The following is a 22,337-nucleotide window of genomic DNA, read 5'->3' on the forward strand; positions in this document are numbered from 1 at the left end:
GCCGGTGGCCTGTCGGTCCCGGCACGTACCCTGCAGGCGTGAGCGAGACGGGCACCGGGACGAGCGAGCTGGCCGAGCTGACGGCCGAGACGGCCGCGGTGGAGGCGACGGCGACGCAGGACGACCCGCCCCGCCGGCCGGGCCTGTCACCGTCGCGGGCGAACGACTTCATGCAGTGCCCGCTGCTCTTCCGCTTCCGCGTCGTCGACAAGCTGCCCGAGCCGCCGAGCGCGGCGGCGGTGCGCGGCACGCTCGTGCACGCGGTGCTCGAGCGGCTGTTCGACGCCCCGGCCGGCGCCCGGACGCTCGAGGCGGCGCGCGCGCTCCTGCCGGACGCCTGGGAGGCGATCCTGGCGGAGCGTCCCGACTGCGCCGGGCTCGTCGCCGAGAGCGGCGACGACCAGTGGTTCGCCGACGCGGAGTCCCTCCTCGCGCGCTACTTCACGCTGGAGGACCCCAACCGGCTCCAGCCCGCCGAGCGCGAGCTCGTCGTGCGCACCGAGCTCGACGACGGGCTCGAGCTCCGCGGCGTCGTCGATCGGCTCGACGTCGCGCCCGACGGCGCCATGCGGGTCGTCGACTACAAGACCGGGCGCTCCCCCGCCCCCGGCTTCGAGAGCTCCGCGCTGTTCCAGATGCGCTTCTACGCGCTCGTCCTGGCGCGCCTGCGCGGGCGCATGCCCGCGATGCTCCAGCTCGTCTACCTGGGCGACGGCACCGTGCTGCGCCATCAGCCGACCGAGGGCGAGCTCACCGCGGTCGAGCAGCGCATCCGGGCGGTGTGGTCGGGCATCCGGACGGCCGCCGAGACCGGTCGCTGGGAGCCGCGCGCGAGCGCCCTGTGCGGGTACTGCGCCCACCAGGCCCTCTGCCCGCTGTTCGGCGGTACCCCGCCGGAGCCGTCCGCGGACGCGGTCGAGCACGCCGTGGGCGTGCGCCCGGCGCCCGCGCTCGCCTGACCCCCGGCTCAGCGGACGGGCGCGGCCAGCAGGTCGACGGTCTCGCCACCGAGCACCCGGGCGAGGACGCCCAGGTCGACCTGCTCGAGGGAGTCCACCCGGCTCAGGCCGGGTCGCGGCGGCACGTCGACGATGTGGCGGACGCCGATCGTCCTCGCCCCCGAGGCGAGCGCCGACCCGATGCCGGGCGGGGAGTCCTCCAGCGCCACGCACTGCCGGACGTCCACACCGAGCCGGTCTGCGGCCGTGAGGAAGGGCTCGGGGTGCGGCTTGCCGTGGGTCACCTCGTCGCCGGGCACGACGACGGCGAACGAGCCGTCGGGCGCGCCGGCGAGCACGGCGTCGGTCAGCGCGCGGTAGGACATCGTGACGAGGGCGCACGGGACGCCCTCGGCCCGCAGCGCCGACAGCAGCTCCAGGGCACCGGGCTGCCACGGGACGTCGTCGCGCACGTGCGCGACCACCTGGCCCAGCAACCGGTCGACGATCTGCTCGGCGGGCAGGTCGACGCCGTGCGCGATGAGCACGTCCGCCGCTGCAAGGAGCGGCAGGCCGATCATCTGGGCGGCGTCCTGCGCCGTCCAGGTCAGCCCGTGCTCGGCGACGAGGTCCGCCTCAGCCTGCATCCAGGCCGGTTCGGTGTCGACGAGAGTGCCGTCCATGTCCCACAGGACGGCGGCGGGCAGGGTGGAACGACGCAGAGGGTTCGGGGGCACCGGAAGAGCCTACGGTGCGGCCGGAGGTGCTGATCGAACCCGGGCGAGGGGCAACGCCTAGGCTGGCGTCATGACCGATGCTTCCCTCGGCTCCGTACGCGGGCCGGTCATGCTCGCCGCCTTCGAGGGGTGGAACGACGCCGGCAGCGCGGCGACCCAGGCCCTCGTGCACCTGCAGGAGGTGTGGGGCGGGGAGCTCGTCGACGAGCTCGACCCGGAGGACTACCACGACTTCCAGGTGAACCGCCCGACGGTCGGCTTCGACGAGGACGGGAACCGGGTCATCTCCTGGCCGACCACCTCGGTCGTCGCGACGGAGCGGCCGGGGACGGGTCAGCTCGTCGCGCTGGTGCACGGCATCGAGCCGTCCATGCGCTGGCGCCAGTACTGCGCCGAGCTCCTCGACATCGCGGAGCGCCTCGGGGTGACCACCGTCGTGACCCTCGGCGCGCTGCTCGCCGACGTCCCGCACAGCCGACCCATCCCGGTGACCGCGACCTCCGACGACCCCGCCCTTCAGCGCTCGCTGAGCCTCGACGCCAGCACCTACGAGGGGCCGACCGGGATCACCGGCGTGCTCCAGGCGGAGGCGACCCGGCGCGGCCTGCACGGCATGTCGATCTGGGCAGCCGTCCCGCACTACGTCGCGCACCCGCCCTCGCCCAAGGCCACCGTGGCGCTCCTGCTGCGCATCGAAGAGCTCCTCGGCGTGTCGATCGCCCTGGGCGACCTGCCCGAGGACGCCGAGGCGTGGCAGCGCGGCGTCGACGAGCTCGCCGCGGAGGACTCGGAGATCGCCGAGTACGTGGCGCAGCTCGAGGAGGCCAAGGACACGGCCGAGCTGCCCGAGGCCACCGGCGAGGCGATCGCCCGGGAGTTCGAGCGCTACCTGCGCCGCCGCGACCCCGGCACGGGCGGAACGGGCGGGACCACCTAACCGCCCGAGCAGTCCCCGGCCTGGACCCCGACTAGGTGTACTCGGCCATCACGTTGCTGACAGGCGGCTGATCGGCGGGAGTCCTCCGAGGGCGCTGTGGCGTCTGCGAGTGTTGTAGTGCTCGAGCCAGGGGGCAAGGGCGTCTGCTCGTTCGGCGTTGGTGATGAAGACCTGCCGGTAGGCCCACTCGGTCTGCAGCGTGCGGTTCAGACGCTCGACCTTCCCGTTCTGCCAGGGGCAGTGCGGCTTGATGAACACCTGCTTGGCGCCCAGGTCCGCGGCGACCGCGCGCAGGGAGTAGCGGTAGGCGAAGGCGTTGTCGGTCATGATCCGTTCGATCCGGGTGATGCCGTGTGCGGCGAAGTAGGCCGCGGCGCGGACCAGGAACCCCGCGCAGGTGGGGCCCTTCTCGTCGGGCAGGATCTCGGAGTAGGCCAGCCGGGAGTAGTCGTCGACCATGGAGTGCACGTAGTCGAACCCGATCGGGGTCTTGTCGACCCGCGACTGGTGGCTGGCCAGCGTCCCTCCAGATGCGCGCCATCCGCCGCCGTCGGGGATGCGTCCGAGCTTCTTGACGTCCATGTGGACCAGTTCGCCGGGCCGGTCGCGTTCGTAGCGGACCGTGGTGGCTTTCGAGGCCCGGATGACTTGCCCGGTCAGCGGGTCCAGGTCGCGTAGCAGCGGCATGCCGCGCCGGCGCAGCACTCGAGTCACTGTTCGGGCAGGGACGCCGAGCTCGGCTGCGAGCACGTCCGGGCCAGACCGGTCACGGGCGCGCGCCGCGCAGATCGCGTCCTCGACCGCCGCCGGGACCCGGGTCGGGCTCGACAGTGGCCGCGACGAGCGATCGCGCAGACTAGCGGGGCCTTCGGCGCGCCAGCGGCGCACCCACCGGTAGCCGGTCTGGCGGGAGATCCCCAGCTCATGGGCGACATGGGCGACCGGTCGGCCCTGGTGCACGACGCGGTCGATCAGCAGCCGGCGGCCATAGGAGTTGAGGCGGGCGTTAGCGTGAGGCACGAGAACCTCCGGGTGGGTGTGGGCCTTCGACAAGCCACAGCCCAACCGGAGGTTCTCTTCTCGTCAACGACCCACGACGTCACCAACGTCTCGGCCGAGTACACCTAGACCCGCACGCCCAGGATGGCGTCGATCGCGCGTGCCACGAGCCCGGGCGCCCCCTCGACGTCCCCGCCGAGCGTCAGGGCCGCATCGGCCCAGGCGTCGACGACGGCCAGCGCGCGCGGCGCGTCCAGGTCGTCGGCGATCGCCGCGCGGACGGCGGACACCGTGCTCTCGGCGTCGGGGCCGCCGACGCCGGACAGCGCGGCGCGCCACCGGGCGAGCCGGGCCTGGGCGTCCGCGAGGGCGGCGTCCGTCCACTCCCAGTCCGCCCGGTAGTGGTGCGCGAGGACGGCCAGGCGGACGGCCATCGGGTCGACGCCGCGCGCGCGCAGGGCCGAGACGAGCACCAGGTTGCCCAGGGACTTGCTCATCTTCTCGCCCTGGAACGCCACCATCCCGGTGTGCACCTGGAGCCTGCCGCCCGCGCCGCCGAGGGCGCGGGCGTGGGCCGTGGACATCTCGTGGTGCGGGAAGCAGAGATCCCGGCCGCCGCCCTGCACGTCGAACGCCGCACCGAGGGCGTGGCCCGCGATGACGGTGCACTCGATGTGCCAGCCGGGCCGGCCGCGGCCGAGGATCCCGGCGTCCCACGCGGGCTCCCCGGGCCGCTCCCGGCGCCACAGCGCGGGGTCGAGGCGGTCCCGCTTGCCGGGCCGCTCCGGGTCGCCACCGCGCTCGGCGAACAACGCCACCGTCTCGTCGTGCGTCAGGCCGGCGACCGCGCCGAAGTGCGGGTCCGCCGAGATGTCCGCGTACACGTCACCCAGGTCCGGGCGGTCCCCGCCGGCACCGTCCTCGAGGGGGACGCGGTAGGCGAGGCCGAGGTCGAGCAGCCGGGCGACCGCCTCCGCGGTCATCGGGATCGTCTCGACCGCCCCCAGGTACGTGTGCGGCGGGAGGACAGCCAACGCCGTCATGTCCTCCGCGAACAGCGCCGTCTGGTCGGCCGCGAGCTGCTCCCAGTCCACGCCCGTCGCCGCGGCGCGCTCGAGCAGCGGGTCGTCGACGTCCGTGACGTTCGAGGCGTAGTGGACCTCGTGGCCGGCGTCGAGCCACGCACGGTGGAGCAGGTCGAACGCGATGTAGGTGGCCGCGTGGCCCAGGTGCGTGGCGTCGTACGGGGTGATCCCGCACACGTACATCGTGGCGCGCGACCCCGGAGCCGAGGGCACGAGGCGCCCGGACGCGCTGTCGGTGAGGCGGACCTCCCCTCCCCGCCCGGGCACGCGAGGGACGTGGGGAGCAGGCCAGGTACGCACGGCGGAAGCCTAGTCGTGGACCGGGGTCCCACCCGACGCCGCCCATGGGGGCCACACTGGTCGCGTGGCGATCGCTCTCGTCTGGACGCGCACCGGCCCCCACTGGCACCCGGACGGCCTCGCGTCCGCCGCCGACGTGACGTGGGTGCGGGTGGACAGCCCCGCCGACTTCGCGGAGGTCGGCAAGGAGCACGGGCTGCCCGAGCAGCTCCTCGCCCACGTGGCGCCGCGGAGCGCGCGGCCCGCCCGGACCAAGCCCCACGTCGAGCTGCTCGACGGCGGCGGGATCCACCTGGTCGCGCCCACCCTCAGCTTCAACGACCCGACGGACGTCGTGACCGGTGAGATCTCGTGCCTGGTGGTCGGCGACGTGGTGCTCACCGCCGAGACCGGCCAGGCGGGCGTCCTGGACCGGGTGCAGGAGCGCCTCGCCCAGCCGCAGTCGTCCCCGGACCGGCTCACGGGTGGGCTCCTCTCGGCCCTGCTGCTCGCCCTGGTCCAGAGCGCCTCCGACGTCGAGGACATGATCGCGGACGCCGTCGTCTCGCTCGAGGACGTCGTCTTCTCCCCGCGCGAGGACGCCCCCGTCGAGCGCCTGTACGAGGTCAAGCGCGAGATCGCCGAGGCGCGGCGCGCGCTGGAGCCGCTCGGAGCCGAGCTGCCGGACCTGCTCGTCGACCCCTCCGGCGCGGCCCCGGCGGACGCGTGGGTGCGCCGCGTGATCGCGGCCGTCGACCGGCTCGACCGTCGCCTGGAGGACCACGACGAGCTGCTCGCCGACATGCTCTCGGCGCACCTCGCGCTCGTCTCGGTCGCCCAGAACGAGCAGATGCGGACCATCTCCGCGTGGGCGGCGACCCTGGCCGTGCCGACGCTCGTCGGCACGATCTACGGCATGAACTTCGTGCACATGCCGGAGCTGCACTGGAGCGTGGGGTACCCGCTGGCCCTCGGCTTCATGGCCGCCGTCGGGACGACGGTCAACCTGCTGTTCCGGCGGTCCGGCTGGCTCTGAGCCGCCCGCCGCGTCGTGCCGACGTCAGGCGCCGGCGCCGACCGCCTGCAACGTGCCGAGCGCGACGAGCAGCACGATGAACGCGGCGAACACGATCCGGTAGACGACGAACGGCAGGAAGGTGCGCGTCGACACCAGCCGGAGGAAGCCGATGATGACGACGTACCCGACGACGAACGCCACAGCGGTCGCCAGGATCGTCACGCCGAGCGAGGGCGTGCCCGGGTCGCCGAAGTCGTCGAGGCTGGTGAAGAGCTGCTGGAAGCCGGAACCGAACACGGCCGGCATCGCCAGGAGGAACGAGTAGCGGGCGGCCGCCTCGCGGGTGTAGCCCAGGAGCAGGCCCATGCTGATGGTGCCGCCCGACCGGGAGACCCCCGGGACCAGCGCCATCGCCTGGGCGAAGCCGAACGCGACGGCGTGGCCGGCGGTGAGCTCGTCGAGGGTGCGCCGCTTGGCGCCGATCCGGTCCGCCACGCCGAGCACGATCGCGAAGACCACGAGCGAGAGCGCGACGAGGCGCAGGTCGCGGAACGGGCCCTTGATCGCGTCCTCGAAGGTGACACCGAGCACGACGATCGGGACGGTGCCGAGCGCGATCCACCACGCCATCCGCGCATCGGGGTCGCCCTCCCCGAGACGCGCCCGCCACGTCGTCCCGTTCGCGCCGGTCAGGGCGCGCCACCAGCCGGCGACGATCCGCGCGATGTCGCGCCGGAAGTAGAGCACGACCGCGCTCTCGGTGCCGATCTGGCTGATGGCGGTGAACGCGGCACCCGCGTCCCGCCCGTACGGCAGGAGCTCGCCGACGACGCGCAGGTGCGCGCTGGAGGAGATGGGCAGGAACTCCGTCAGCCCCTGGACCAGACCGAGGACCACTGCTTCCCACCACGTCACGATCCGACACCCTACAGATCCGTCCGCAGGTCCGCTCCCGAGGCCACGACCGCGAGCGGGCGTCGTCCGCACGGTCCGGACCGGAACCGGCGCCGACAGCGGCGGGCGCGAGGGCCCGGCCCGGTAGCCTGCCGACATGCTCGAGCGCCCCCTCGGAACGACAGGCCTGCGCGTCTCCACGCTCGGGCTCGGCACGCTGACCTGGGGGCGGGACACCGACGGCGACGACGCCGCCACGCTCCTGCGCGACTTCGTCGACGCCGGGGGCACGCTCGTCGACACGGCCGCGTCCTACGGCCAGGGCGCCGCCGAGGAGCTGCTCGGCGAGCTCATCGGCCCGGTCGTCGACCGCGACGACATCGTGCTCTGCACGAAGGCCGGCATCCGGCGGACCGCGGACGGCGGGGTGGTCGACGCGTCCCGCCGGGCGCTCCTGACCGGCCTGGACCAGTCCCTGCGCCGGCTCGGGACCGACCACGTGGACCTCTGGCTCGTCCAGTCACCCGACCCGCAGACGCCGCTGGAGGAGACCGTCGGCGCGTTGCGTTTCGCGGTCGAGTCCGGGCGAGCCCGCTACGTCGGGCTGTCCAACCACGCCGGCTGGCAGACTGCGCGCGCGGCGACGCTGCTGGAGCCGGAGCACGCGCTGGCGGCCGTGGAGGTGGAGTACTCGCTGCTCGAGCGGGGTGTCGAGCGCGAGGTCGTGCCCGCGGCGGCGGCGCTCGGCGTCGGGCTGCTCGCCTGGTCGCCGCTCGGGCGGGGGGTCCTGACCGCGAAGTACCGCCGCACCGTCCCCGCCGACTCGCGGGCGGCGTCGGCACACCTCGCAGGCTTCGTCGCGCCCTACCTCGGCGCGGACGCCGCCGCCGTCGTCGAGGCCCTCGTCACCGCGGCGGACGGGCTCGAGCGTTCCCCGCTCGAGGTGGCCCTGGCCTGGGTGCTCAGCCGGCCCCAGGTCTCGGGGGCCGTGGTCGGTCCGCGCACCCCGGCGCAGCTCGCGACAGCCCTGACCGCTGCGCTCGACCTGCCGGACGCCATCGTCGCCGCGCTCGACGAGGTCAGCGCTCCCGAGATCGGCTACCCCGAGCGCCGCTGACGGCGGTCAGGACGCCTCCGGTCAGACCTCGTCGGGGTCGTCGACGACGTCCTCGTCCTCGTCGATGTCGTCGAGGTCGTCCTCGTCGACGTCGTCGTCGTCGTCGTCCTCGTCGTCGTCGTCCTCGTCGTCGTCCTCGTCGTCGTCCTCGTGCTCGTCGTCATCGTCATCGTCATCGTCGACGTCGACGTCGATGTCGTCCTCGTCGTCGTCCTCGTCGTCCTCGTCGTCGTCGTCGAGGAGCCCGAACGGCATGGTCTCGGAGTGCACGTGCGCGAGCGCGTCCTCGTACACCTCGAAGGCGTCGGCCAGGACGTCGTAGGCGTCGTCGACCGCGGGGTCGTCGTCCGTGCGCCGCGTGCTCACCGCGTGGAAGTGCGCCTCCAGGGCGGCGACGAGGCGGTCGAGGGCGGCGCGCGGATCCACGGTCATGGGTCGAAGGTAGCGCCGCGACGTGCACAATGGCAGTCGACCGTCCGGCAAGGGCTCCCGGGGAGGCAGGGCTTGGTGCAGAACGCGGTGAACCGTCCGATGCGTGATGGTTGGGCAGCACAGGGCGGGCACTACGAGTACCGCGTGATCACCCTCGAGCCGCCGATCGGGCGCGGCGACGCCCGCCGGTTGCTCACGGACGAGGCGGAGTACGGGCGCTGGGAGCTCGCCCGCGCCCTGCTGTACCCCGGAGGCCGACGCAAGGTGTGGCTGCGACGCAAGATCATCCGCGTCACGAGCACGCTGTAGGCGACGGACCGCCTCGCCTCCCGCCGGCGAACGCGAGGCCGGGCAGCAGTCAGTAGGTCGTGAGCAGCCGCCCGAGCACGCGCGCACCGAACCGGAGCGCGTCGACGGGGACCCGCTCGTCGACCCCGTGGAACAGGGCCGGGAAGTCCAGATCGGCCGGCAGACGCACCGGTGCGAAGCCGTACCCCGTGATGCCCAGCCGCGAGAGCGACTTGTTGTCCGTCCCCGCGGAGAGGGCGTAGGGCAGGACGACCGCGCCGGGGTCCTCGGCGACCAGGGCGCCCGCCATGGCGTCGACGAGGGCACCCTCGAACGGCACCTCGAGGGCGACGTCGGCGTGGATCGTCTCGACGCGGACGCGCGGTCCGGCGAGCCGCGCGATGGTGTCGCGGACCTCGGCCTCCTGCCCCGGCAGGAAGCGCGTGTCGAGCTCCGCCGTGGCGCGGCCGGGGACCACGTTGGTCTTGTACCCGGCGTCCAGGCGGCTCGGGTTGACCGTGTTGCGCAGGGTCGCTGCGACGAACCGCTGCGCCGTGCCGAGGGCCTCGACGAGCCGCTGCACGGCGTCCTCGTCCTCCGGCTCGTACGGGAGCCCGGTGAGGTCGGCGACGCCCCGGAGCAGCTGCTGCACGGTCGGCGTGAGGTGCATGGGCCACGGGTGGGCGCCGATCCGCGCCACCGCGGCGGCGAGCTCGGTGACGGCGTTCTCGGTGTTCACCGCCGAGCCGTGGCCCGCGCGCCCCTCGGCCACGAGCCGGAGCCAGCCGATGCCCTTCTCCGCCGTCTGGAGGAGGTAGGCGCGGCGTCCGCCGACCTCGACCGAGTAGCCCCCGACCTCGCTGATCGCCTCGGTGGCTCCCTCGAACAGCTCCGGCCGCGTGTCGACGGCGTAGCGGGCGCCGTACACGCCACCGGCCTCCTCGTCGGCGAAGAAGGCGACGACCAGGTCCCGCTGCGGCTGGCGCCCCTCGCGGACGAGCTGCCGGACGACGGACAGGATCATCGCGTCCATGTCCTTCATGTCGACGGCGCCACGGCCCCACAGGACGCCGTCGCGCTCCTCGCCCGAGAACGGGTGCACCGCCCAGTCGCTCGCCTCCGCGGGGACGACGTCCGTGTGCCCGTGCACGACGAGCGCGGGCAGCGACGGGTCGGCCCCGGGCAGCCGGACGACGACGTTGGTGCGCCTGGGCGCCGACTCGAACACCTCGGGCGCCAGGCCCACCTCGGCGAGGGAGGCAGCCACGTACTCCGCCGTCTCCCGCTCCCCCGGGCCCGAGCCGTCCCCGTAGTTCGAGCTGTCGATCCGCAGCAGATCCGTGCAGATGCGGACGACCTCGTCCTCGGCGGTGACGTGCGGGCTGGCGGCTGCGGTCATGACCGCCACCGTACCGGCCGGTACGCCTCAGTCCGCGGGGGCGTCCAGGCCACGCCGGGTCAGCAGCGGCCCGATCTCCGGGTCGCGGCCCCGGAGCTCGCGGAACGCGTCCATCACGTCCATCGAGCCGCCCCGCGACAGGAGCAGCCGGCGGAAGGCGTCGCCGTTCTCACGCCGCAGGCCACCGTTCTCCCGGAACCACTCGACCGTGTCGGCGTCGAGCACCTCCGACCAGATGTAGCCGTAGTACCCGGCCGAGTAGCCGCCGGCGAAGATGTGCTGGAAGTACGTGCTGCGGTACCGGGGCGGCACGGGTGCGAACGCGATCCCGGCCTCCTCCAGCGCCCGCTGCTCGAACGCCTCGACCTCGGCCACGTCCCTCGGAAGCTCGTCCTCCGTGCGCTGGTGCCACGCCTGGTCGAGGATCGCTGCGGCGAGGTACTCGGTCGTCTTGAAGCCCTCGCCCCACAGCTGCGACACGACGAGCTTCTCGACCCACTCCGCCGGCATCGGCTCGCCCGTCTCGTGGTGCACGGCGTACCGGCCGAGCACCTCCGGGTCGAGCGCCCAGATCTCGTTGACCTGGGACGGGAACTCGACGAAGTCGCGCGGGACCTCGGTGCCCGACTGCGAGGGGAAGCGCACGTCCGACAGCAGGCCGTGCAGCGCGTGCCCGAACTCGTGGAAGAGGGTCTCGACCTCGTCCCACGTCAGCAGCGTCGGCTCGCCGGCCGGCGGCTTGGGGATGTTGTGGTTGTTCATGATCACCGGGCGCTCGCCGAGCAGCCTGTTCTGCGCCACGATCTCGTTCATCCAGGCGCCGCGGTGCTTGGACTCGCGCTGGTAGAAGTCGACGAGGAAGAGCCCCAGCCCGCTGCTGTCCGCGTCGAACACCTCGTAGACCCGCACGTCCGGGTGGTACCCGTGCAGGTCCTCGCGGCGCGCGAACGTCAGCCCGTAGAGCCGCTCGGCGGCGAAGAAGACGCCGTCGCGCAGCACGCGCTCGAGCTCGAGGTACGGGCGGAGCAGCGCGTCGTCGAGCGCGAAGCGCTCCTGTCGCACGCGCTCGGCGTACAGCGACCAGTCCCAGGCCTCGAGCGTGGCGCCCGGCTCCTCGGCCCGCAGCGCCTGCTCGAGCGCTGCGGCCTCCTTGCGCGCGTTCGCGACCGCAGCGGGGGCCAGCCGGCCCAGCATGGCGTTCACGGCCTCGGTGGTGCGCGCCGTGCCGTCCACGGCGACGTAGGCGGCGTGGTGCGCGTAGCCGAGCAGCCGTGCCCGGCGGGCCCGCAGGCGGGCCAGCTCGAGGAGGAGCGCGCGCGTGTCGTGCTCGCCGCCGCGCAGGCCGCGGGTGACCGACGCGAGGTGCAGCCGCTCGCGCACGTCCCGGCGGCGCAGCGCGGCCAGGGCCGGCTGCTGGCTGTAGAGCTGGAGCTCGAGCAGCCACCCGGTCTCGTGCCCGCGGCCTGCCGCCGCCGCGCGGGCCGCCGCGACCGACTCGGGCGCCAGGCCCTCGAGCTCGGCCTCGTCGGTGACGAGCAGGGCGGCGTCGTTCGTCTCGGCGAGCAGGGCCTGCCCGAAGCTGGTCTCGAGGGTCGTGATGCGCCCGTTCAGCTCGCGCAGCTCCGCCTTGGCCTCCTCGGGGAGCGCGACGCCGGCGCGCCGCACGTCCTTGCGCAGCGTGTGCAGGAGCCACGCCGCGTCGGGCCCGAGGACCACCTCGCCCGCGCTGACCCGCGCGTCGAGCGCGTCGAGCCGCGCCGCGAGCGCCGGGTCGAGGTAGATCGCGTCGCGGTGGGCGGCGAGCCTCGGCGCCACCTCCGCCTCGACGGCGTCCAGCTCGGGGCTGGTGTGCGCGCTCGTGCGGTTGAAGAACTCCAGGGCGACGCGGGTGAGGAGCCGCCCCGCGCGCTCGAGCGCCACCAGCGTGTTCTCCTCGGTCGCCGGCTCCGGGTCGGCGGTGATCGCCGCGACCTGCGCGCGGTGCTCGGCCATCCCCGCCTCAAACGCGGGCAGGTAGTGCTCGGGCCGCACGGCGGCGAAGTCCGGCAGGGCGTAGGGCAGGGTCGACGCCGCCGCGAAGGGGGTGGCCTCGTCCAGGTGCGCGGTCAGGTCCGGTCGGTCGCTCACGCGGGTGTCCTCTCGGTTGCGGTCGGCCCGGGTCACGGGCTCGGCGGTGGTCGGGCGCAGGGGTTCGGGATGGTCGGGAAGGGCTGGTCAGGAGCCCGGCGCCTCGTGCGGCCAGGGCTCGTTCGGGCTCCGCGGGTCGCCCCGCAGGAGGGTGCCCACCCAGGCGTCGCGCCGGACGCCGTCGCGGAGCACGAGCTCGGCGCGCAGCGTTCCCTCGACGCGGAAGCCCGCGCGCCAGGCCACGCGCCTCGACGGCCAGTTGCCGACGACGGCCCGCCACGTCACGCGGGCCAGGTCCAGGCCGCCCTCGTCGAGCGCTTCGCCGAGCACCAGCGCCACGGCGCGGGACATCACGCCGCGGTGCCGCGCCCAGGGCGCGAGCCAGAAGCCGATCTCCGCCGTGCGGTGCTCGATCCGGTGCAGGCCGATCATGCCCAGCAGCGTCCCGTCGGGCTCGCGCACGCCCCAGGTCAGCTCGCCGCCCGACTCCCAGCCGGGTCGCACGACGTTGACGAGGAAACCGCGGGCGTGCTCCTCGGCGTACGGCTGCGGGACGGGGACCCACCGGGCGATCTCGGGGTCCTGGCAGGCGCGCGTGATCGCATCGACGTCGGACTCCGTCGGGGGCTCCAGGAGCACGACGCCGTCCGTCAGCACGGGATGGGGCACCGGCTCACCCTAGTGACGCCACCGACGGCTGTCGCTGCACTATCCGGACCGGGGCGGCGCCGCGGCACCCGGAGCGCCCGCGGCGCGGCATGATCGAGTCCGTGGCCCCCACCGTCGCCGACGCGCACCGCGCGGCCTTGGCAGCGCTCCCCCACGAGGCGTGGGGCTCCTACCTCGACGCGCACAGCGGCCTGCCCGGTCCGCGTGGGAACCTCGAGCTGCTCGCCGCCGCGGGCGACCTCGCTCCCGCCGGACTGCTGCGCGCCTGGGCTGCCGACGACGACGAGTACCGCGCCGCCGTCGGGACGGCCGGCCTGGGACGTCTCGTCGCCGAAGGGGACGCGGCCGCGCTCGACGAGCTGCGCGAGCGCGCGAACGACGCGCGGTGGCGGGTCCGTGAGGCCGTCGCGATGGCGCTGCAACGCGTCGGCGACGCGGAGCGGGCCCGCCTGTGGGCCGTCGCCGACGCGTGGGCGACCGGGTCCGCGCTCGAGCAGCGGGCCGCCGCCGCTGGCGTCTGCGAGCCGCGGCTGCTGCGCAGCGCGCCCGACGCGGCAGCCGCGGTCGCCATGCTCGAGCGGATCACGCACGGACTGGCAGCCCTTCCTCCGGCACGCCGCCGGGACGCGGACGTGCGCACGCTGCGCCAGGCCCTCGGGTACTGCTGGTCGGTTGCCGTGGCCGCCGACCCGGCTGCGGGCTTCCCCGCGTTCGAAGCGCTCGTCGCGGCCGCCCACGACGACGACGTCCGATGGGTGGTGCGGCAGAACCTCGGCAAGGCCCGCCTGACGCGCGCCGACCCCGACCGGGCGGCCGCCCTGGCGGCGCGACTGCGGCCCTGACCGTGTCGCGCGCCGCGAGCCCCGGCGGTGACTCGCTCAGCGCAGCACGTCGTCCAGCGCCGTGACGGGCACGCCGTGCGCGGCACCGACGCCGGCGTGCACGACGGCGCCGTCGTGGGTGTTGAGGCCACGCGCGAGTGCGCGGTCCGCCCGGCACGCGGCCGCCCAGCCGCGGCTCGCGAGCACGCCGAGGTAGGGGAACGTCGCCGCGGTCAGCGCGAGCGTCGAGGTCACGGGCACGGCACCGGGCATGTTCGCGACGCAGAAGAAGAGCGCGTCGTGCACCCGGAACGTGGGGTCCCGATACGTCGTCGGGCGCGAGCCCTCGAAGCAGCCGCCCTGGTCGATCGCGATGTCCACGAGGACGGCGCCCGGCCGCATGCGGGCCACCGTCGCGTCGTCGACGAGGCGCGGTGCGCGGGCCCCCGGCACGAGCACCGCCCCGATGACCAGGTCGGCCCGCAGGACGGCGTCCTGCACCGCCACCGGCGTCGAGGCGACCGTGTGCACCCGTCCGCCGTACCGCGCGTCGAGCTCGCGCAGGCGCGGGACGCTGAGGTCGAGCACCGTCACGTCGGCCCGCAGCCCGACGGCGATGTCGACGGCGTGCCGGCCGGCGGTCCCGGCGCCGATGACCACGACCTTGCCGGGTGGCGCACCGGGGACGCCACCGAGCAGGACGCCGCGCCCGCCGTGCGGCTTGAGCAGGTGGTGCGCACCCTCCTGGGTGGCCAGGCGGCCCGCGACCTCGCTCATCGGCGCGAGGAGCGGCAGCGCGCCGTCGGCGTGCTCCACCGTCTCGTAGGCGATCGCGGTCGTCCCGGCCGCCAGGAGGGCGTCGGTGCAGGACCGGCTCGCGGCCAGGTGCAGGTACGTGAACAGGACGAGGTCACGGCGCAGGTAGGGGTACTCCTGCGGGAGCGGCTCCTTGATCTTGCAGACGAGGTCCGCCGCCCAGGCGCCCTCCGCGTCGGGCACGATCCGTGCGCCTGAGGCGACGTAGTCGGCGTCGGGCCATCCCGCGCCCAGCCCGGCGCCCGACTGGACCAGCACCGTGTGCCCCGCCTCGACCAGCGCGTGCGCGCCGGCGGGCGTCAGCGCCACCCGGTACTCGTACTCCTTGACCTCCGTCGGGATGCCGATCCGCACCGCGCCCTCCTCCCGGCGGCCTGTCGGCCGCGCTCGCCGGTGGGCGCGCTCCGCCGGTCGGGCCGCGTCGCCCAGGGGCAGAATCGCACGACGGCGGGCATCGCACGTGCTGAACTTCGGGCATGACCTCGTCCGGACCCCCGACCGGCGTGCACCGCAAGCGGCGCGCGGGAGCACCACGCGGCTTCTTCGCCTGCGAGGCGGCGGGTCTGGCGTGGCTGACCGTGCCCGGCGGCCCGCGCGTCGTGCGCGTGGTGGGCGTCGGTGAGGACCACCTGGACCTCGAGCGGCTCGAGGAGGTCCGGCCCACGCCGGACGCCGCGCGGGCCTTCGGCCGGGCGCTGGCCCGCCTGCACGACGCGGGCGCGGACGCGTTCGGGGCACCGCCCGACGGCTGGGCGGGTGACGGCTTCTTCGGTCCCCTGGACCAGCCGCTCCCCCTGCGGGCCGCGCACGACGACAGGTGGGGCCGCTTCTACGCCGATGCACGGCTGGAGCCGCTGCGCGCGGACCTCGCAGGCAGGGGCCGGCTCACGCCGACGGCGGCGGCCGGCCTGGACGCCGTGACGGCCGCGCTCCGGGCGGGCCGCTGGGACGACGACGAGGCCCCCGCGCGCCTGCACGGCGACCTGTGGTCCGGGAACGTCCTGTGGAGCCGCGACGGCGCGGTGCTCATCGACCCGGCTGCGCACGGCGGCCACCGGATGACGGACCTGGCGATGCTCGAGCTGTTCGGGGCACCGTTCCTGGGGACCATCCGCGCCGGCTACGGCGAGGTGCACCCGTTGCCCGCCGCCTACGACGAGCTCGTCGCCCTGCATCAGCTCTACCCGCTGGGGATGCACGCCGTCCTCTTCGGCGGCGGCTACGGCCGCGACCTCGAACGGCTGCTCGCGCGACTCGGGGTCTGACGCCCCGCGCATCGGGGCTGGGCGGGGGCGCCGGGCGTGCTGCCCGGCGCCCCGGACGGTCAGCCGCGCGGGGCGACCGTGAGGGTGATGGTCTCGCCCGGCTCCAGGGTGCCCTCCGACGGGTCCTGGGCGGTGACGGTGAACGTGGTCGCGTCGTCGACCGTGACGGGCGCGCCCGACTCGTCGACGACCTCGGCCTCGAGGCCGGCGCGCAGGAGGTTGCCCTGCGCCGTCTCGAGGATGAGGTTCGTGACGTCGGGGACGTCGACGGGGCCCGCCTCCTCGGTCTCCTCGGGGTCGGCCGTCTCCTCGGCCGTGGGGGTCGCCTCGGGCGCGGCGTCGTCGCTGTCGGCGTCGGCCGAGCACCCTGCCACCAGGAGCGTCGCGGCAAGGGCGGCGGCAGCGGCGGCGGCGCCGGTGCGAGCGGAAAGCCTCATCAGGGTCAGTCCTCCGTGAGTCGTGCCGGTGGATGGGGTGACCCACCGACCTGGGGACGCCGGTCCTGCCCCGGGGTACGCCGAGGCCGCGGTGCCCGACGTCGTGACCCCGACACCGTACGACCCCGCGACGACGCGCTGCCTCGCTTTTTCCCCGGCGACCGCGTGCGCGACGCAGGGACAAGCGCCCCTGCCGTGAGGAGCGTCACACCCATCCGGGTGGGACGACGGCTACGCCCCCGCCGCGCGCACCCGCTCCCACTCGGCCCGGCGCGCGGCCTGCTCGACCGGGTCCGGCACCGGCAGCGACGCCAGGAGGCGCTGCGTATACGGGTCCTTCGGTGCGCCGAGCACCTCGGCCCCGGTGCCCTCCTCGACCAGACGCCCCTGGTACAGGACCCCGATCCGGTCGGCCAGCATGTCGACCACCGCGAGGTCGTGGCTGATGAAGAGCGCCGCGAATCCGAGCTCGCGCTGCAGCTCGTCGAAGAGGTCGAGCACGCGCGCCTGGACCGACACGTCCAGGGCCGACGTCGGCTCGTCGGCGATGAGCAGCTCCGGCTCGAGCGCGAGGGCGCGGGCCAGGCTCGCCCGCTGGCGCTGGCCGCCCGACAGCTCGTGCGGGTACCGGTCGCCGTACGTCCGCGGCAGCTGCACGGCCTCGAGGAGCTCGTCCACCCGTTGCCGCGCCTCGTGCGCGTCGCGCGCCCGGCCGTGCACGACGAGCGGCTCGGCGACGCACTCGGCGATCGTGAGCAGCGGGTTGAAGCTCGTCGCGGGGTCCTGGAAGACGAACCCGATGCGCGAGCGCACCGGACGGAACTGCCGCTCGCGCACCCCGTTGAGCTCGACGCCCAGCACCCGCAGCGAGCCCCCGCCCACCCGGGTGAGCCCGGCGATGGCGCGGCCGATGGTCGTCTTGCCGCTGCCGCTCTCCCCCACGAGCCCGAGCACCTCGCCCGGCCGGATGGCGAAGCTCACGCCGTCGACGGCGACGAAGTCCGGCTCGCGGAACCGCCCGGGGTAGACGACCGAGAGGTCACGTGCCTCGACGACGGGCTCCTGCTCGGCCCAGCCCTCGGGCCGCCGTGCGGCGCGCTCCTGCGCCCGGGCCAGGCCCTCGCCGAGGCGCGGCACCGAGTCGAGCAGCTGACGGGTGTATGCCTGCGTGGGGCTCGCGAAGAGCGTCCGGGCGTCCGCCTGCTCCACGATGCGACCCTCGTACATCACGGCCACCCGGTCCGCGAGGTCCGCGACCACGCCCATGTTGTGGGTGATGAGGATGATCGCGGTGCCGAACTCGTCCCGGCAGCGCCGCAGGAGGTCCAGGATCTCGGCCTGCACGGTCACGTCGAGCGCCGTCGTCGGCTCGTCGGCGATGATCACGCCAGGGTCGAGCACGAGGGCCTGGGCGATGACGATGCGCTGCTTCTGCCCGCCCGAGAACTGGTGCGGGTAGTGGTCCACGCGCACCTCGGGCTCCGGGATGCCGACCTCGCGCATGATCTCGATCGCCTTGGCACGCGCCTCGCGGCGCGAGGTCATGCCGTGCGCCAGGAGGCCCTCGGCGATCTGCCAGCCCACCGGGAAGACCGGGTTCAGCGCGGTCGACGGCTCCTGGAACACCATCGCGGCGTCGCGGCCGCGCAGCTGCCGGACGGCCGCGGCCGACAGCGTCGTGACGTTCTCGCCGGGCGTGCCGTCCTTGCCGGAGACCAGGATCGTGCCGCGGGCGGTCGCCGTCTCCGGCAGCAGGCGCAGGATCGACTTGGCCGTGACGGTCTTGCCGGAGCCGCTCTCGCCGACGACGGCGAGGACCTCCCCCGGCGCGACCTGCAGGCTGACGCCGTGCACGGCGGTGACGGGTCCGGCGTCGGTGGCGAAGGTGACCGCGAGGTCCTCGCACTGGACGACGGGCCGGGCGGCTGGCGCCGTCCCGCTGACGGTCGTGCTCATCGCGGGTCCCCTTCCGTGGGCTCGAGACCGGACAGGCCGGCCGGTCCGGCGTCGAGCGCCCCACCGGGGACGACGGGTGCGCCGGCCATCGGCTCCGGCATCCCGGCCGCCGCACGCCGGGTGCGCAGCCGCGGGTCGGCCAGGTCGTTCAGGCTCTCGCCGACGAGGGTCAGGCCGAGGACGACGAGCACGATGGCGACGCCCGGGAAGACCGAGGTCCACCAGATCCCGCTCGTCACGTCGGAGAGGGCCTTGTTGAGGTCGTACCCCCACTCGGCGGCCTCCGTCGGTTCGATGCCGAAGCCCAGGAAGCCCAGGCCCGCCAGCGTCAGGATCGCCTCCGAGGCGTTGAGCGTCACGATGAGCGGGAGCGACCGGGTCGCGTTGCGCAGCACGTGCCGACCCATGATCCGGCGGTGGCTCGCGCCGATCACGCGCGCGGACTCCACGAACGGCTCCGCCTTGATGCGTAGGGTCTCGGCGCGGACCACCCGGAAGTACTGCGGGATGAAGATCACCGTGATCGACAGGGCAGCGGCCAGGATGCCGCCCCACATGTCCGACTGACCGCCGCTGATGACGATGGCCATCACGATGGCGAGGAGCAGCGACGGGAACGCGTAGACGGCGTCCGCGACGACGACGAGCACACGGTCCAGCCATCCGCCGAAGTACCCGGAGAGCAGACCGATCACCACGCCGAGGACGATCGACGCGGCGACGGCCACGATGATGACGAGCAGCGCCGTCCGCGATCCCCAGACCACCCGAGACAGGACGTCGTAACCGCCGACGGTCGTGCCGAGCAGGTGCTCCGCCGACGGCGGCTGTTGCGCCCCGAACGGTCGGTCGCCGCTGCGGAGCTGGCTGAAGCCGTAGGGCGCGAGGAGCGGGGCCAGGAGCGCGGCGAGCAGGAAGACGGCGCTGATCACCAGGCCGGCCACGAGCATGCCGCGCTGGAGGCCGACGCTCTGCTGGAGCTGGCGGACCACCGGCAGGCGCCGCCACCGGGACGGTCGCCGCGCCGGCGCGTCCGGGCCGGGCGTCGTGGGAGTGGGGATCTCGGCCATGTCAGTACCTCACCCTCGGGTCGATGAGCGCCGCGAGGACGTCGACGACGAAGTTCGAGACGGCCACGATGACGGCCAGCACGGCGACGATCCCCTGGACCGCGACGAAGTCGCGAGCCTGGAGGTATTCGGCCAGCTGGAAGCCCAGGCCCTTCCACTCGAAGGTGGTCTCGGTGAGGACGGCGCCGCCGAGCAGCAGCGCGATCTGCATGCCCATGACGGTGATGATGGGGATGAGCGCCGGTCGGTAGGCGTGCGTGCGCAGGAGGCGCCGCTCGGGGACGCCGCGGGATCGCGCGGCCTCGATGTAGCCCGCCCCGAAGGTGCCGATCACGTTCGTCCGGACCAGCCGGAGGAACACGCCGGCGGTGAGCAGGCCCAGAGCGACGGCGGGCAGGACGGCGTGCTCGAGCACGTCCGCGATCGCGGCACCGTCGCCGAGCCGGATGACATCGATGAGGTAGATCCCCGTCGCGCCGTCCAGACCGGCCAGGTCGATCTCGGTCCCCGTGGAGGCACGCCCGGCGACGGGCAGCCAGCCGAGCCACCGCGAGAACACGAGCTTGAGCAGGAGGCCCGCGAAGAAGACGGGCGTCGCGTAGGCGAGGATGCCGAAGACCCGCAGGACGGCGTCGGGCGTCTTGTCGCGGTGGTAGGCGGCCAGCCTGCCCAGGGGCACGCCCACGAGGAACGCGATGATCAGCGCGTAGAACGCCAGCTCGAGCGTCGCCGACCCGAAGGTCGTGATCACCTCGGTCACGGGCCGGTTGTCGCTCAGGGTGGTGCCGAAGTCGCCACGGAGGATCCCGCCGAGGTACTCCCAGTACTGCGTCAGCAGCGGGCGGTCGTACCCGGCCTGGTGGATCCGCTCCGCGAGCTGGTCCGCGGGCAGGCGACCGCCCTGGGCGGCGGTGATCGGGTCGCCGGTCGCCCGCATGATGAAGAACACCGCGGTGACGAGGATGAAGATCGTCGGGAAGATCAGCGCGAAGCGCACGAGCAGGTAGCGCCCGAACGTCCCACCACCGCCCTTGGCACGGCCCGCGGGTGGGGCCGTCTCCTCGTCCGGTGCCGCCGCCGGGAGCTGCGTCGTCGTGGTCATCGTCAACCTCGTCCTCGGCCCGGTCGCCCGGGCACGTGCGGGCCGGAGGCCCGCCGGCACGTCGCCGGCGGGCCCCCGGCGTGCCGTCAGTCCTTGGCCAGGGCCCCGTACCGGAACTTGAACGACGCGTCGAGCGTGTCGCCCGCGCCGGTCACGCCCGTCCGGACCACGGCGACCTGCGCACCCTGCAGGTACGGCACGGTCGACAGGTCCTGGGCCACGGCGGCCTGGATGTCCTCGATGAGCGCCGTCCGCGCATCGGCGTCGGTGGTCACCGCCTGCTCGAGGATCATGTCGTTGACCTCCTGGTTCACGTAGTGGTTGCCCAGGAAGTTCTCCACCAGGAAGAACGGCGTCAGGTAGTTGTCAGCGTCGGAGTAGTCCGGGAACCAACCGAGCTGGTAGGCCGGGTAGACGTCCGACGTGCGGTCCTGCGCGTACTGCACCCACTCGGTGGTCTGCAGGTCGACGGTGAACAGGCCGCTCGACTCGAGCTGGTCCTTGATCAGCGCGTACTCGTCGCCGGACGACGGACCGTAGTGGTCGTTGGAGTACTGCAGCGACAGCTGCACCGGCGTCGTGACGCCGGCCTCCTCGAGCACGGCCGCGGCCGCGTCGGCGTCGGGCCCCCCGTCGCCGTCGCCGTAGAGGTCCTTGAGGGCCTCGGTGGCGCCGGTCAGGCCGTCCGGGACGAACGAGTACAGGGGCGTGTACGTGCCCTTGTAGACCTGCTCCGCGAGCTCGGCACGGTCGATGAGGTGCGCCACCGCCTGGCGGACGGCGAGCGCCTTGGCCTCGTCGGCCTCGGCCGTCGTGGCGCCGTACGGCTGGGTGTCGAAGTTGAAGACGATGTAGCGGATCTCGCCGCCGGGACCGTCGACGACCTCGACGTTCTCGTCGCCGCGCAGGTCCTCGATGTCCGTGGCCGACAGGCTCCGGTACGCGACGTCGACGTTGCCCTCCTGGACGTCGAGCTTGAGGTTCGACGCCTCGGCGTAGTACTTGACGTTGACCGCGGAGTTGCGCGGCGCGCCGAGCAGGCCCTGGTAGTCGGGGTTCGCCTCGTAGGAGATGAGGTTGTTCAGGTCGTAGCTCGTGATGACGTACGGACCCGCGAAGGCGTTGCCCGCGACGATGTCGGCGTCGGGGGTCAGTGCGTCGGCGGCGAAGACGTCCTCGTCCACGATCGGGCCCGCAGGGCTCGACAGGATCTGCGGGAACACCTGGTCGTTCTCGGACTTCAGGTGGAAGACGACCGTGAGCTCGTCGGTCGCCTCCGTGCTCTCGAGGTTGTACAGGAGCGAGCCGGGGCCGTTGCCGCCGTCCGCACCCGACTCGAAGATGGCCTGCATCCGGTCGAACGTGAACTTCACGTCGGAGGACGTGAGCTCGTTCCCGTTCGCGAACGTCAGGCCCTCCTTGAGCACCACCGTGTACTCGGTGGGCGAGGTGAACTCCGCGGACTCCGCGATGTCGGGCTCGACGTCGGGGCTGCCGAGCGGGGTGTTGAGCAGGAACGGGAACACCTGGTTCATGACGGCGAACGACCCGTTGTCGTAGGAGCCCGCGGGGTCGATCGTCGTGATCTTGTCGGTCGTGCCGATAACGAGCTCGCCGCCGGCGCCACCGCCGTCACCCGAGCCGCCGTCGTCCGCGCCACCGCAGCCGGCGAGTGCGACCACGACCGCGGCGGTGCCGGCGGTCATGGCGAGCGCACGCCGGCGGTTGGAGAACACCGCTGCCATCCGATTCACCTCTTCCTCGTGGGACGCGGTCACCCGTCGTCCCGCACGGTCAGTGGCGTATGAGTAGCACTCCCGTGTTACGCGGATGTGCCGTTCGCCCGATCGTTACCGTCTCGTAGTGAAAGACAAGGTTCTCAGAGCATGGGACCGCCGCACAGGGACTTCGGTGCGAGAGATGTCTCACACTGTGGCGTGTCGTCTCGAAT

At 73.8% G+C, this 22,337-nt stretch carries 21 protein-coding genes; 7 read left to right on the forward strand and 14 right to left on the reverse strand.

Annotation, left to right across the window (positions count from 1 at the left end):
- Positions 1-38: 38 nt before the first annotated feature.
- The gene (locus AFE02nite_RS04130; RefSeq protein ID WP_034246712.1) at positions 39-959 is read left to right on the forward strand and encodes a RecB family exonuclease; all 921 of its coding nucleotides are present in this window, start codon (positions 39-41) and stop codon (positions 957-959) included.
- Positions 960-967: 8 nt separating this feature from the next.
- On the opposite strand, the gene AFE02nite_RS04135 is transcribed toward AFE02nite_RS04130, so the two are convergent.
- Positions 968-1,675: an HAD family hydrolase gene (locus AFE02nite_RS04135; RefSeq protein ID WP_034246714.1), complete on the reverse strand. Its 708-nt coding sequence runs from the start codon at positions 1,673-1,675 to the stop codon at positions 968-970.
- 70 nt (positions 1,676-1,745) lie between these two features.
- Here AFE02nite_RS04135 and AFE02nite_RS04140 point away from each other — a divergent pair, with 70 nt between their 5' ends.
- Positions 1,746-2,612 (forward strand): PAC2 family protein, encoded by an 867-nt coding sequence (locus tag AFE02nite_RS04140; RefSeq protein ID WP_034246716.1) that lies wholly within the window; start codon positions 1,746-1,748, stop codon positions 2,610-2,612.
- Positions 2,613-2,660: 48 nt separating this feature from the next.
- Here AFE02nite_RS04140 and AFE02nite_RS04145 read toward each other — a convergent pair whose 3' ends face one another.
- Positions 2,661-3,632 (reverse strand): IS481 family transposase, encoded by a 972-nt coding sequence (locus AFE02nite_RS04145; RefSeq protein ID WP_146819264.1) that lies wholly within the window; start codon positions 3,630-3,632, stop codon positions 2,661-2,663.
- A gap of 104 nt (positions 3,633-3,736) precedes the next feature.
- Entirely contained in the window at positions 3,737-4,996 is a 1,260-nt protein-coding gene (gene mshC / locus AFE02nite_RS04150) for a cysteine--1-D-myo-inosityl 2-amino-2-deoxy-alpha-D-glucopyranoside ligase (RefSeq protein ID WP_034246718.1), read from the reverse strand.
- 64 nt (positions 4,997-5,060) lie between these two features.
- Between mshC and AFE02nite_RS04155 the strand changes: the two genes are divergently transcribed.
- Positions 5,061-6,011: a CorA family divalent cation transporter gene (locus tag AFE02nite_RS04155; protein ID WP_052113733.1), complete on the forward strand. Its 951-nt coding sequence runs from the start codon at positions 5,061-5,063 to the stop codon at positions 6,009-6,011.
- Positions 6,012-6,035: 24 nt separating this feature from the next.
- On the opposite strand, the gene AFE02nite_RS04160 is transcribed toward AFE02nite_RS04155, so the two are convergent.
- On the reverse strand, positions 6,036-6,908 hold the full coding sequence (locus AFE02nite_RS04160; protein ID WP_034246719.1) for an undecaprenyl-diphosphate phosphatase: 873 nt from the start codon (positions 6,906-6,908) through the stop codon (positions 6,036-6,038).
- A 136-nt stretch (positions 6,909-7,044) separates the two neighbouring features.
- Here AFE02nite_RS04160 and AFE02nite_RS04165 point away from each other — a divergent pair, with 136 nt between their 5' ends.
- Positions 7,045-8,004, forward strand: a complete 960-nt coding sequence (locus AFE02nite_RS04165) for an aldo/keto reductase (protein WP_034246720.1) — start codon at positions 7,045-7,047, stop codon at positions 8,002-8,004.
- Between the two features lie 21 nt (positions 8,005-8,025).
- Here the strand turns inward: AFE02nite_RS04165 and AFE02nite_RS04175 are convergent, their stop codons facing one another.
- A complete protein-coding gene (locus AFE02nite_RS04175; RefSeq protein WP_034246721.1) occupies positions 8,026-8,436 on the reverse strand; it encodes a hypothetical protein in 411 nt (136 codons plus the stop codon).
- 99 nt (positions 8,437-8,535) lie between these two features.
- Between AFE02nite_RS04175 and AFE02nite_RS04180 the strand changes: the two genes are divergently transcribed.
- Positions 8,536-8,745, forward strand: coding sequence for a DUF5703 family protein (locus AFE02nite_RS04180; protein WP_034246726.1), 210 nt, complete (start codon positions 8,536-8,538; stop codon positions 8,743-8,745).
- Positions 8,746-8,794: 49 nt separating this feature from the next.
- On the opposite strand, the gene AFE02nite_RS04185 is transcribed toward AFE02nite_RS04180, so the two are convergent.
- From AFE02nite_RS04185 to AFE02nite_RS04195, 3 genes are all read right to left on the reverse strand, one after another.
- Positions 8,795-10,123, reverse strand: coding sequence for a M20/M25/M40 family metallo-hydrolase (locus AFE02nite_RS04185; RefSeq protein WP_034246728.1), 1,329 nt, complete (start codon positions 10,121-10,123; stop codon positions 8,795-8,797).
- 27 nt (positions 10,124-10,150) lie between these two features.
- Positions 10,151-12,250, reverse strand: a complete 2,100-nt coding sequence (locus AFE02nite_RS04190; protein ID WP_261765440.1) for a M3 family metallopeptidase — start codon at positions 12,248-12,250, stop codon at positions 10,151-10,153.
- Positions 12,251-12,337: 87 nt separating this feature from the next.
- Positions 12,338-12,919: a GNAT family N-acetyltransferase gene (locus AFE02nite_RS04195; protein WP_034249786.1), complete on the reverse strand. Its 582-nt coding sequence runs from the start codon at positions 12,917-12,919 to the stop codon at positions 12,338-12,340.
- Between the two features lie 101 nt (positions 12,920-13,020).
- Between AFE02nite_RS04195 and AFE02nite_RS04200 the strand changes: the two genes are divergently transcribed.
- Positions 13,021-13,761 (forward strand): HEAT repeat domain-containing protein, encoded by a 741-nt coding sequence (locus AFE02nite_RS04200; RefSeq protein WP_261765441.1) that lies wholly within the window; start codon positions 13,021-13,023, stop codon positions 13,759-13,761.
- 36 nt (positions 13,762-13,797) lie between these two features.
- Here the strand turns inward: AFE02nite_RS04200 and ald are convergent, their stop codons facing one another.
- Positions 13,798-14,910 carry an alanine dehydrogenase gene (gene ald / locus AFE02nite_RS04205; RefSeq protein WP_034247365.1) on the reverse strand — a complete coding sequence of 371 codons (1,113 nt, stop codon included), beginning with the start codon at positions 14,908-14,910 and terminating at the stop codon, positions 13,798-13,800.
- Positions 14,911-15,032: 122 nt separating this feature from the next.
- Between ald and AFE02nite_RS04210 the strand changes: the two genes are divergently transcribed.
- Positions 15,033-15,821 (forward strand): fructosamine kinase family protein, encoded by a 789-nt coding sequence (locus AFE02nite_RS04210; protein ID WP_034247367.1) that lies wholly within the window; start codon positions 15,033-15,035, stop codon positions 15,819-15,821.
- A gap of 59 nt (positions 15,822-15,880) precedes the next feature.
- Here the strand turns inward: AFE02nite_RS04210 and AFE02nite_RS04215 are convergent, their stop codons facing one another.
- The 5 genes from AFE02nite_RS04215 to AFE02nite_RS04235 all read right to left on the reverse strand — a co-directional run bounded on the left by AFE02nite_RS04215 (position 15,881) and on the right by AFE02nite_RS04235 (position 22,131).
- A complete protein-coding gene (locus tag AFE02nite_RS04215) occupies positions 15,881-16,258 on the reverse strand; it encodes a PASTA domain-containing protein (protein ID WP_034247369.1) in 378 nt (125 codons plus the stop codon).
- 231 nt (positions 16,259-16,489) lie between these two features.
- On the reverse strand, positions 16,490-18,214 hold the full coding sequence (locus tag AFE02nite_RS04220) for a dipeptide ABC transporter ATP-binding protein (RefSeq protein ID WP_034247372.1): 1,725 nt from the start codon (positions 18,212-18,214) through the stop codon (positions 16,490-16,492).
- Entirely contained in the window at positions 18,211-19,284 is a 1,074-nt protein-coding gene (locus tag AFE02nite_RS04225; RefSeq protein WP_146819116.1) for an ABC transporter permease, read from the reverse strand. Before AFE02nite_RS04225 ends, AFE02nite_RS04220 begins: the two co-directional genes overlap by 4 nt.
- A gap of 1 nt (position 19,285) precedes the next feature.
- Positions 19,286-20,386 carry an ABC transporter permease gene (locus AFE02nite_RS04230; protein ID WP_034247373.1) on the reverse strand — a complete coding sequence of 367 codons (1,101 nt, stop codon included), beginning with the start codon at positions 20,384-20,386 and terminating at the stop codon, positions 19,286-19,288.
- Between the two features lie 86 nt (positions 20,387-20,472).
- Positions 20,473-22,131, reverse strand: coding sequence for an ABC transporter substrate-binding protein (locus AFE02nite_RS04235; RefSeq protein ID WP_034247374.1), 1,659 nt, complete (start codon positions 22,129-22,131; stop codon positions 20,473-20,475).
- Between the last annotated feature and the right edge of the window lie 206 nt (positions 22,132-22,337).

The sequence above is a fragment of the Actinotalea fermentans genome (assembly GCF_007991475.1).
GTDB classification, from domain to species: domain Bacteria; phylum Actinomycetota; class Actinomycetes; order Actinomycetales; family Cellulomonadaceae; genus Actinotalea; species Actinotalea fermentans.

Excerpts from the sequence above, each read along its gene's own strand:
- AFE02nite_RS04140 (WP_034246716.1), top strand. The coding sequence starts at position 1,746 with ATGACCGATGCTTCCCTCGGCTCCGTACGCGGGCCGGTCATGCTCGCC.
- AFE02nite_RS04165 (WP_034246720.1), top strand. The coding sequence starts at position 7,045 with ATGCTCGAGCGCCCCCTCGGAACGACAGGCCTGCGCGTCTCCACGCTC.
- AFE02nite_RS04175 (WP_034246721.1), bottom strand. The coding sequence starts at position 8,436 with ATGACCGTGGATCCGCGCGCCGCCCTCGACCGCCTCGTCGCCGCCCTG.
- AFE02nite_RS04180 (WP_034246726.1), top strand. The coding sequence starts at position 8,536 with ATGCGTGATGGTTGGGCAGCACAGGGCGGGCACTACGAGTACCGCGTG.
- AFE02nite_RS04185 (WP_034246728.1), bottom strand. The coding sequence starts at position 10,123 with ATGACCGCAGCCGCCAGCCCGCACGTCACCGCCGAGGACGAGGTCGTC.
- AFE02nite_RS04210 (WP_034247367.1), top strand. The coding sequence starts at position 15,033 with ATGACCTCGTCCGGACCCCCGACCGGCGTGCACCGCAAGCGGCGCGCG.
- AFE02nite_RS04215 (WP_034247369.1), bottom strand. The coding sequence starts at position 16,258 with ATGAGGCTTTCCGCTCGCACCGGCGCCGCCGCCGCTGCCGCCGCCCTT.
- AFE02nite_RS04220 (WP_034247372.1), bottom strand. The coding sequence starts at position 18,214 with ATGAGCACGACCGTCAGCGGGACGGCGCCAGCCGCCCGGCCCGTCGTC.
- AFE02nite_RS04225 (WP_146819116.1), bottom strand. The coding sequence starts at position 19,284 with ATGGCCGAGATCCCCACTCCCACGACGCCCGGCCCGGACGCGCCGGCG.
- AFE02nite_RS04230 (WP_034247373.1), bottom strand. The coding sequence starts at position 20,386 with ATGACCACGACGACGCAGCTCCCGGCGGCGGCACCGGACGAGGAGACG.
- AFE02nite_RS04235 (WP_034247374.1), bottom strand. The coding sequence starts at position 22,131 with ATGGCAGCGGTGTTCTCCAACCGCCGGCGTGCGCTCGCCATGACCGCC.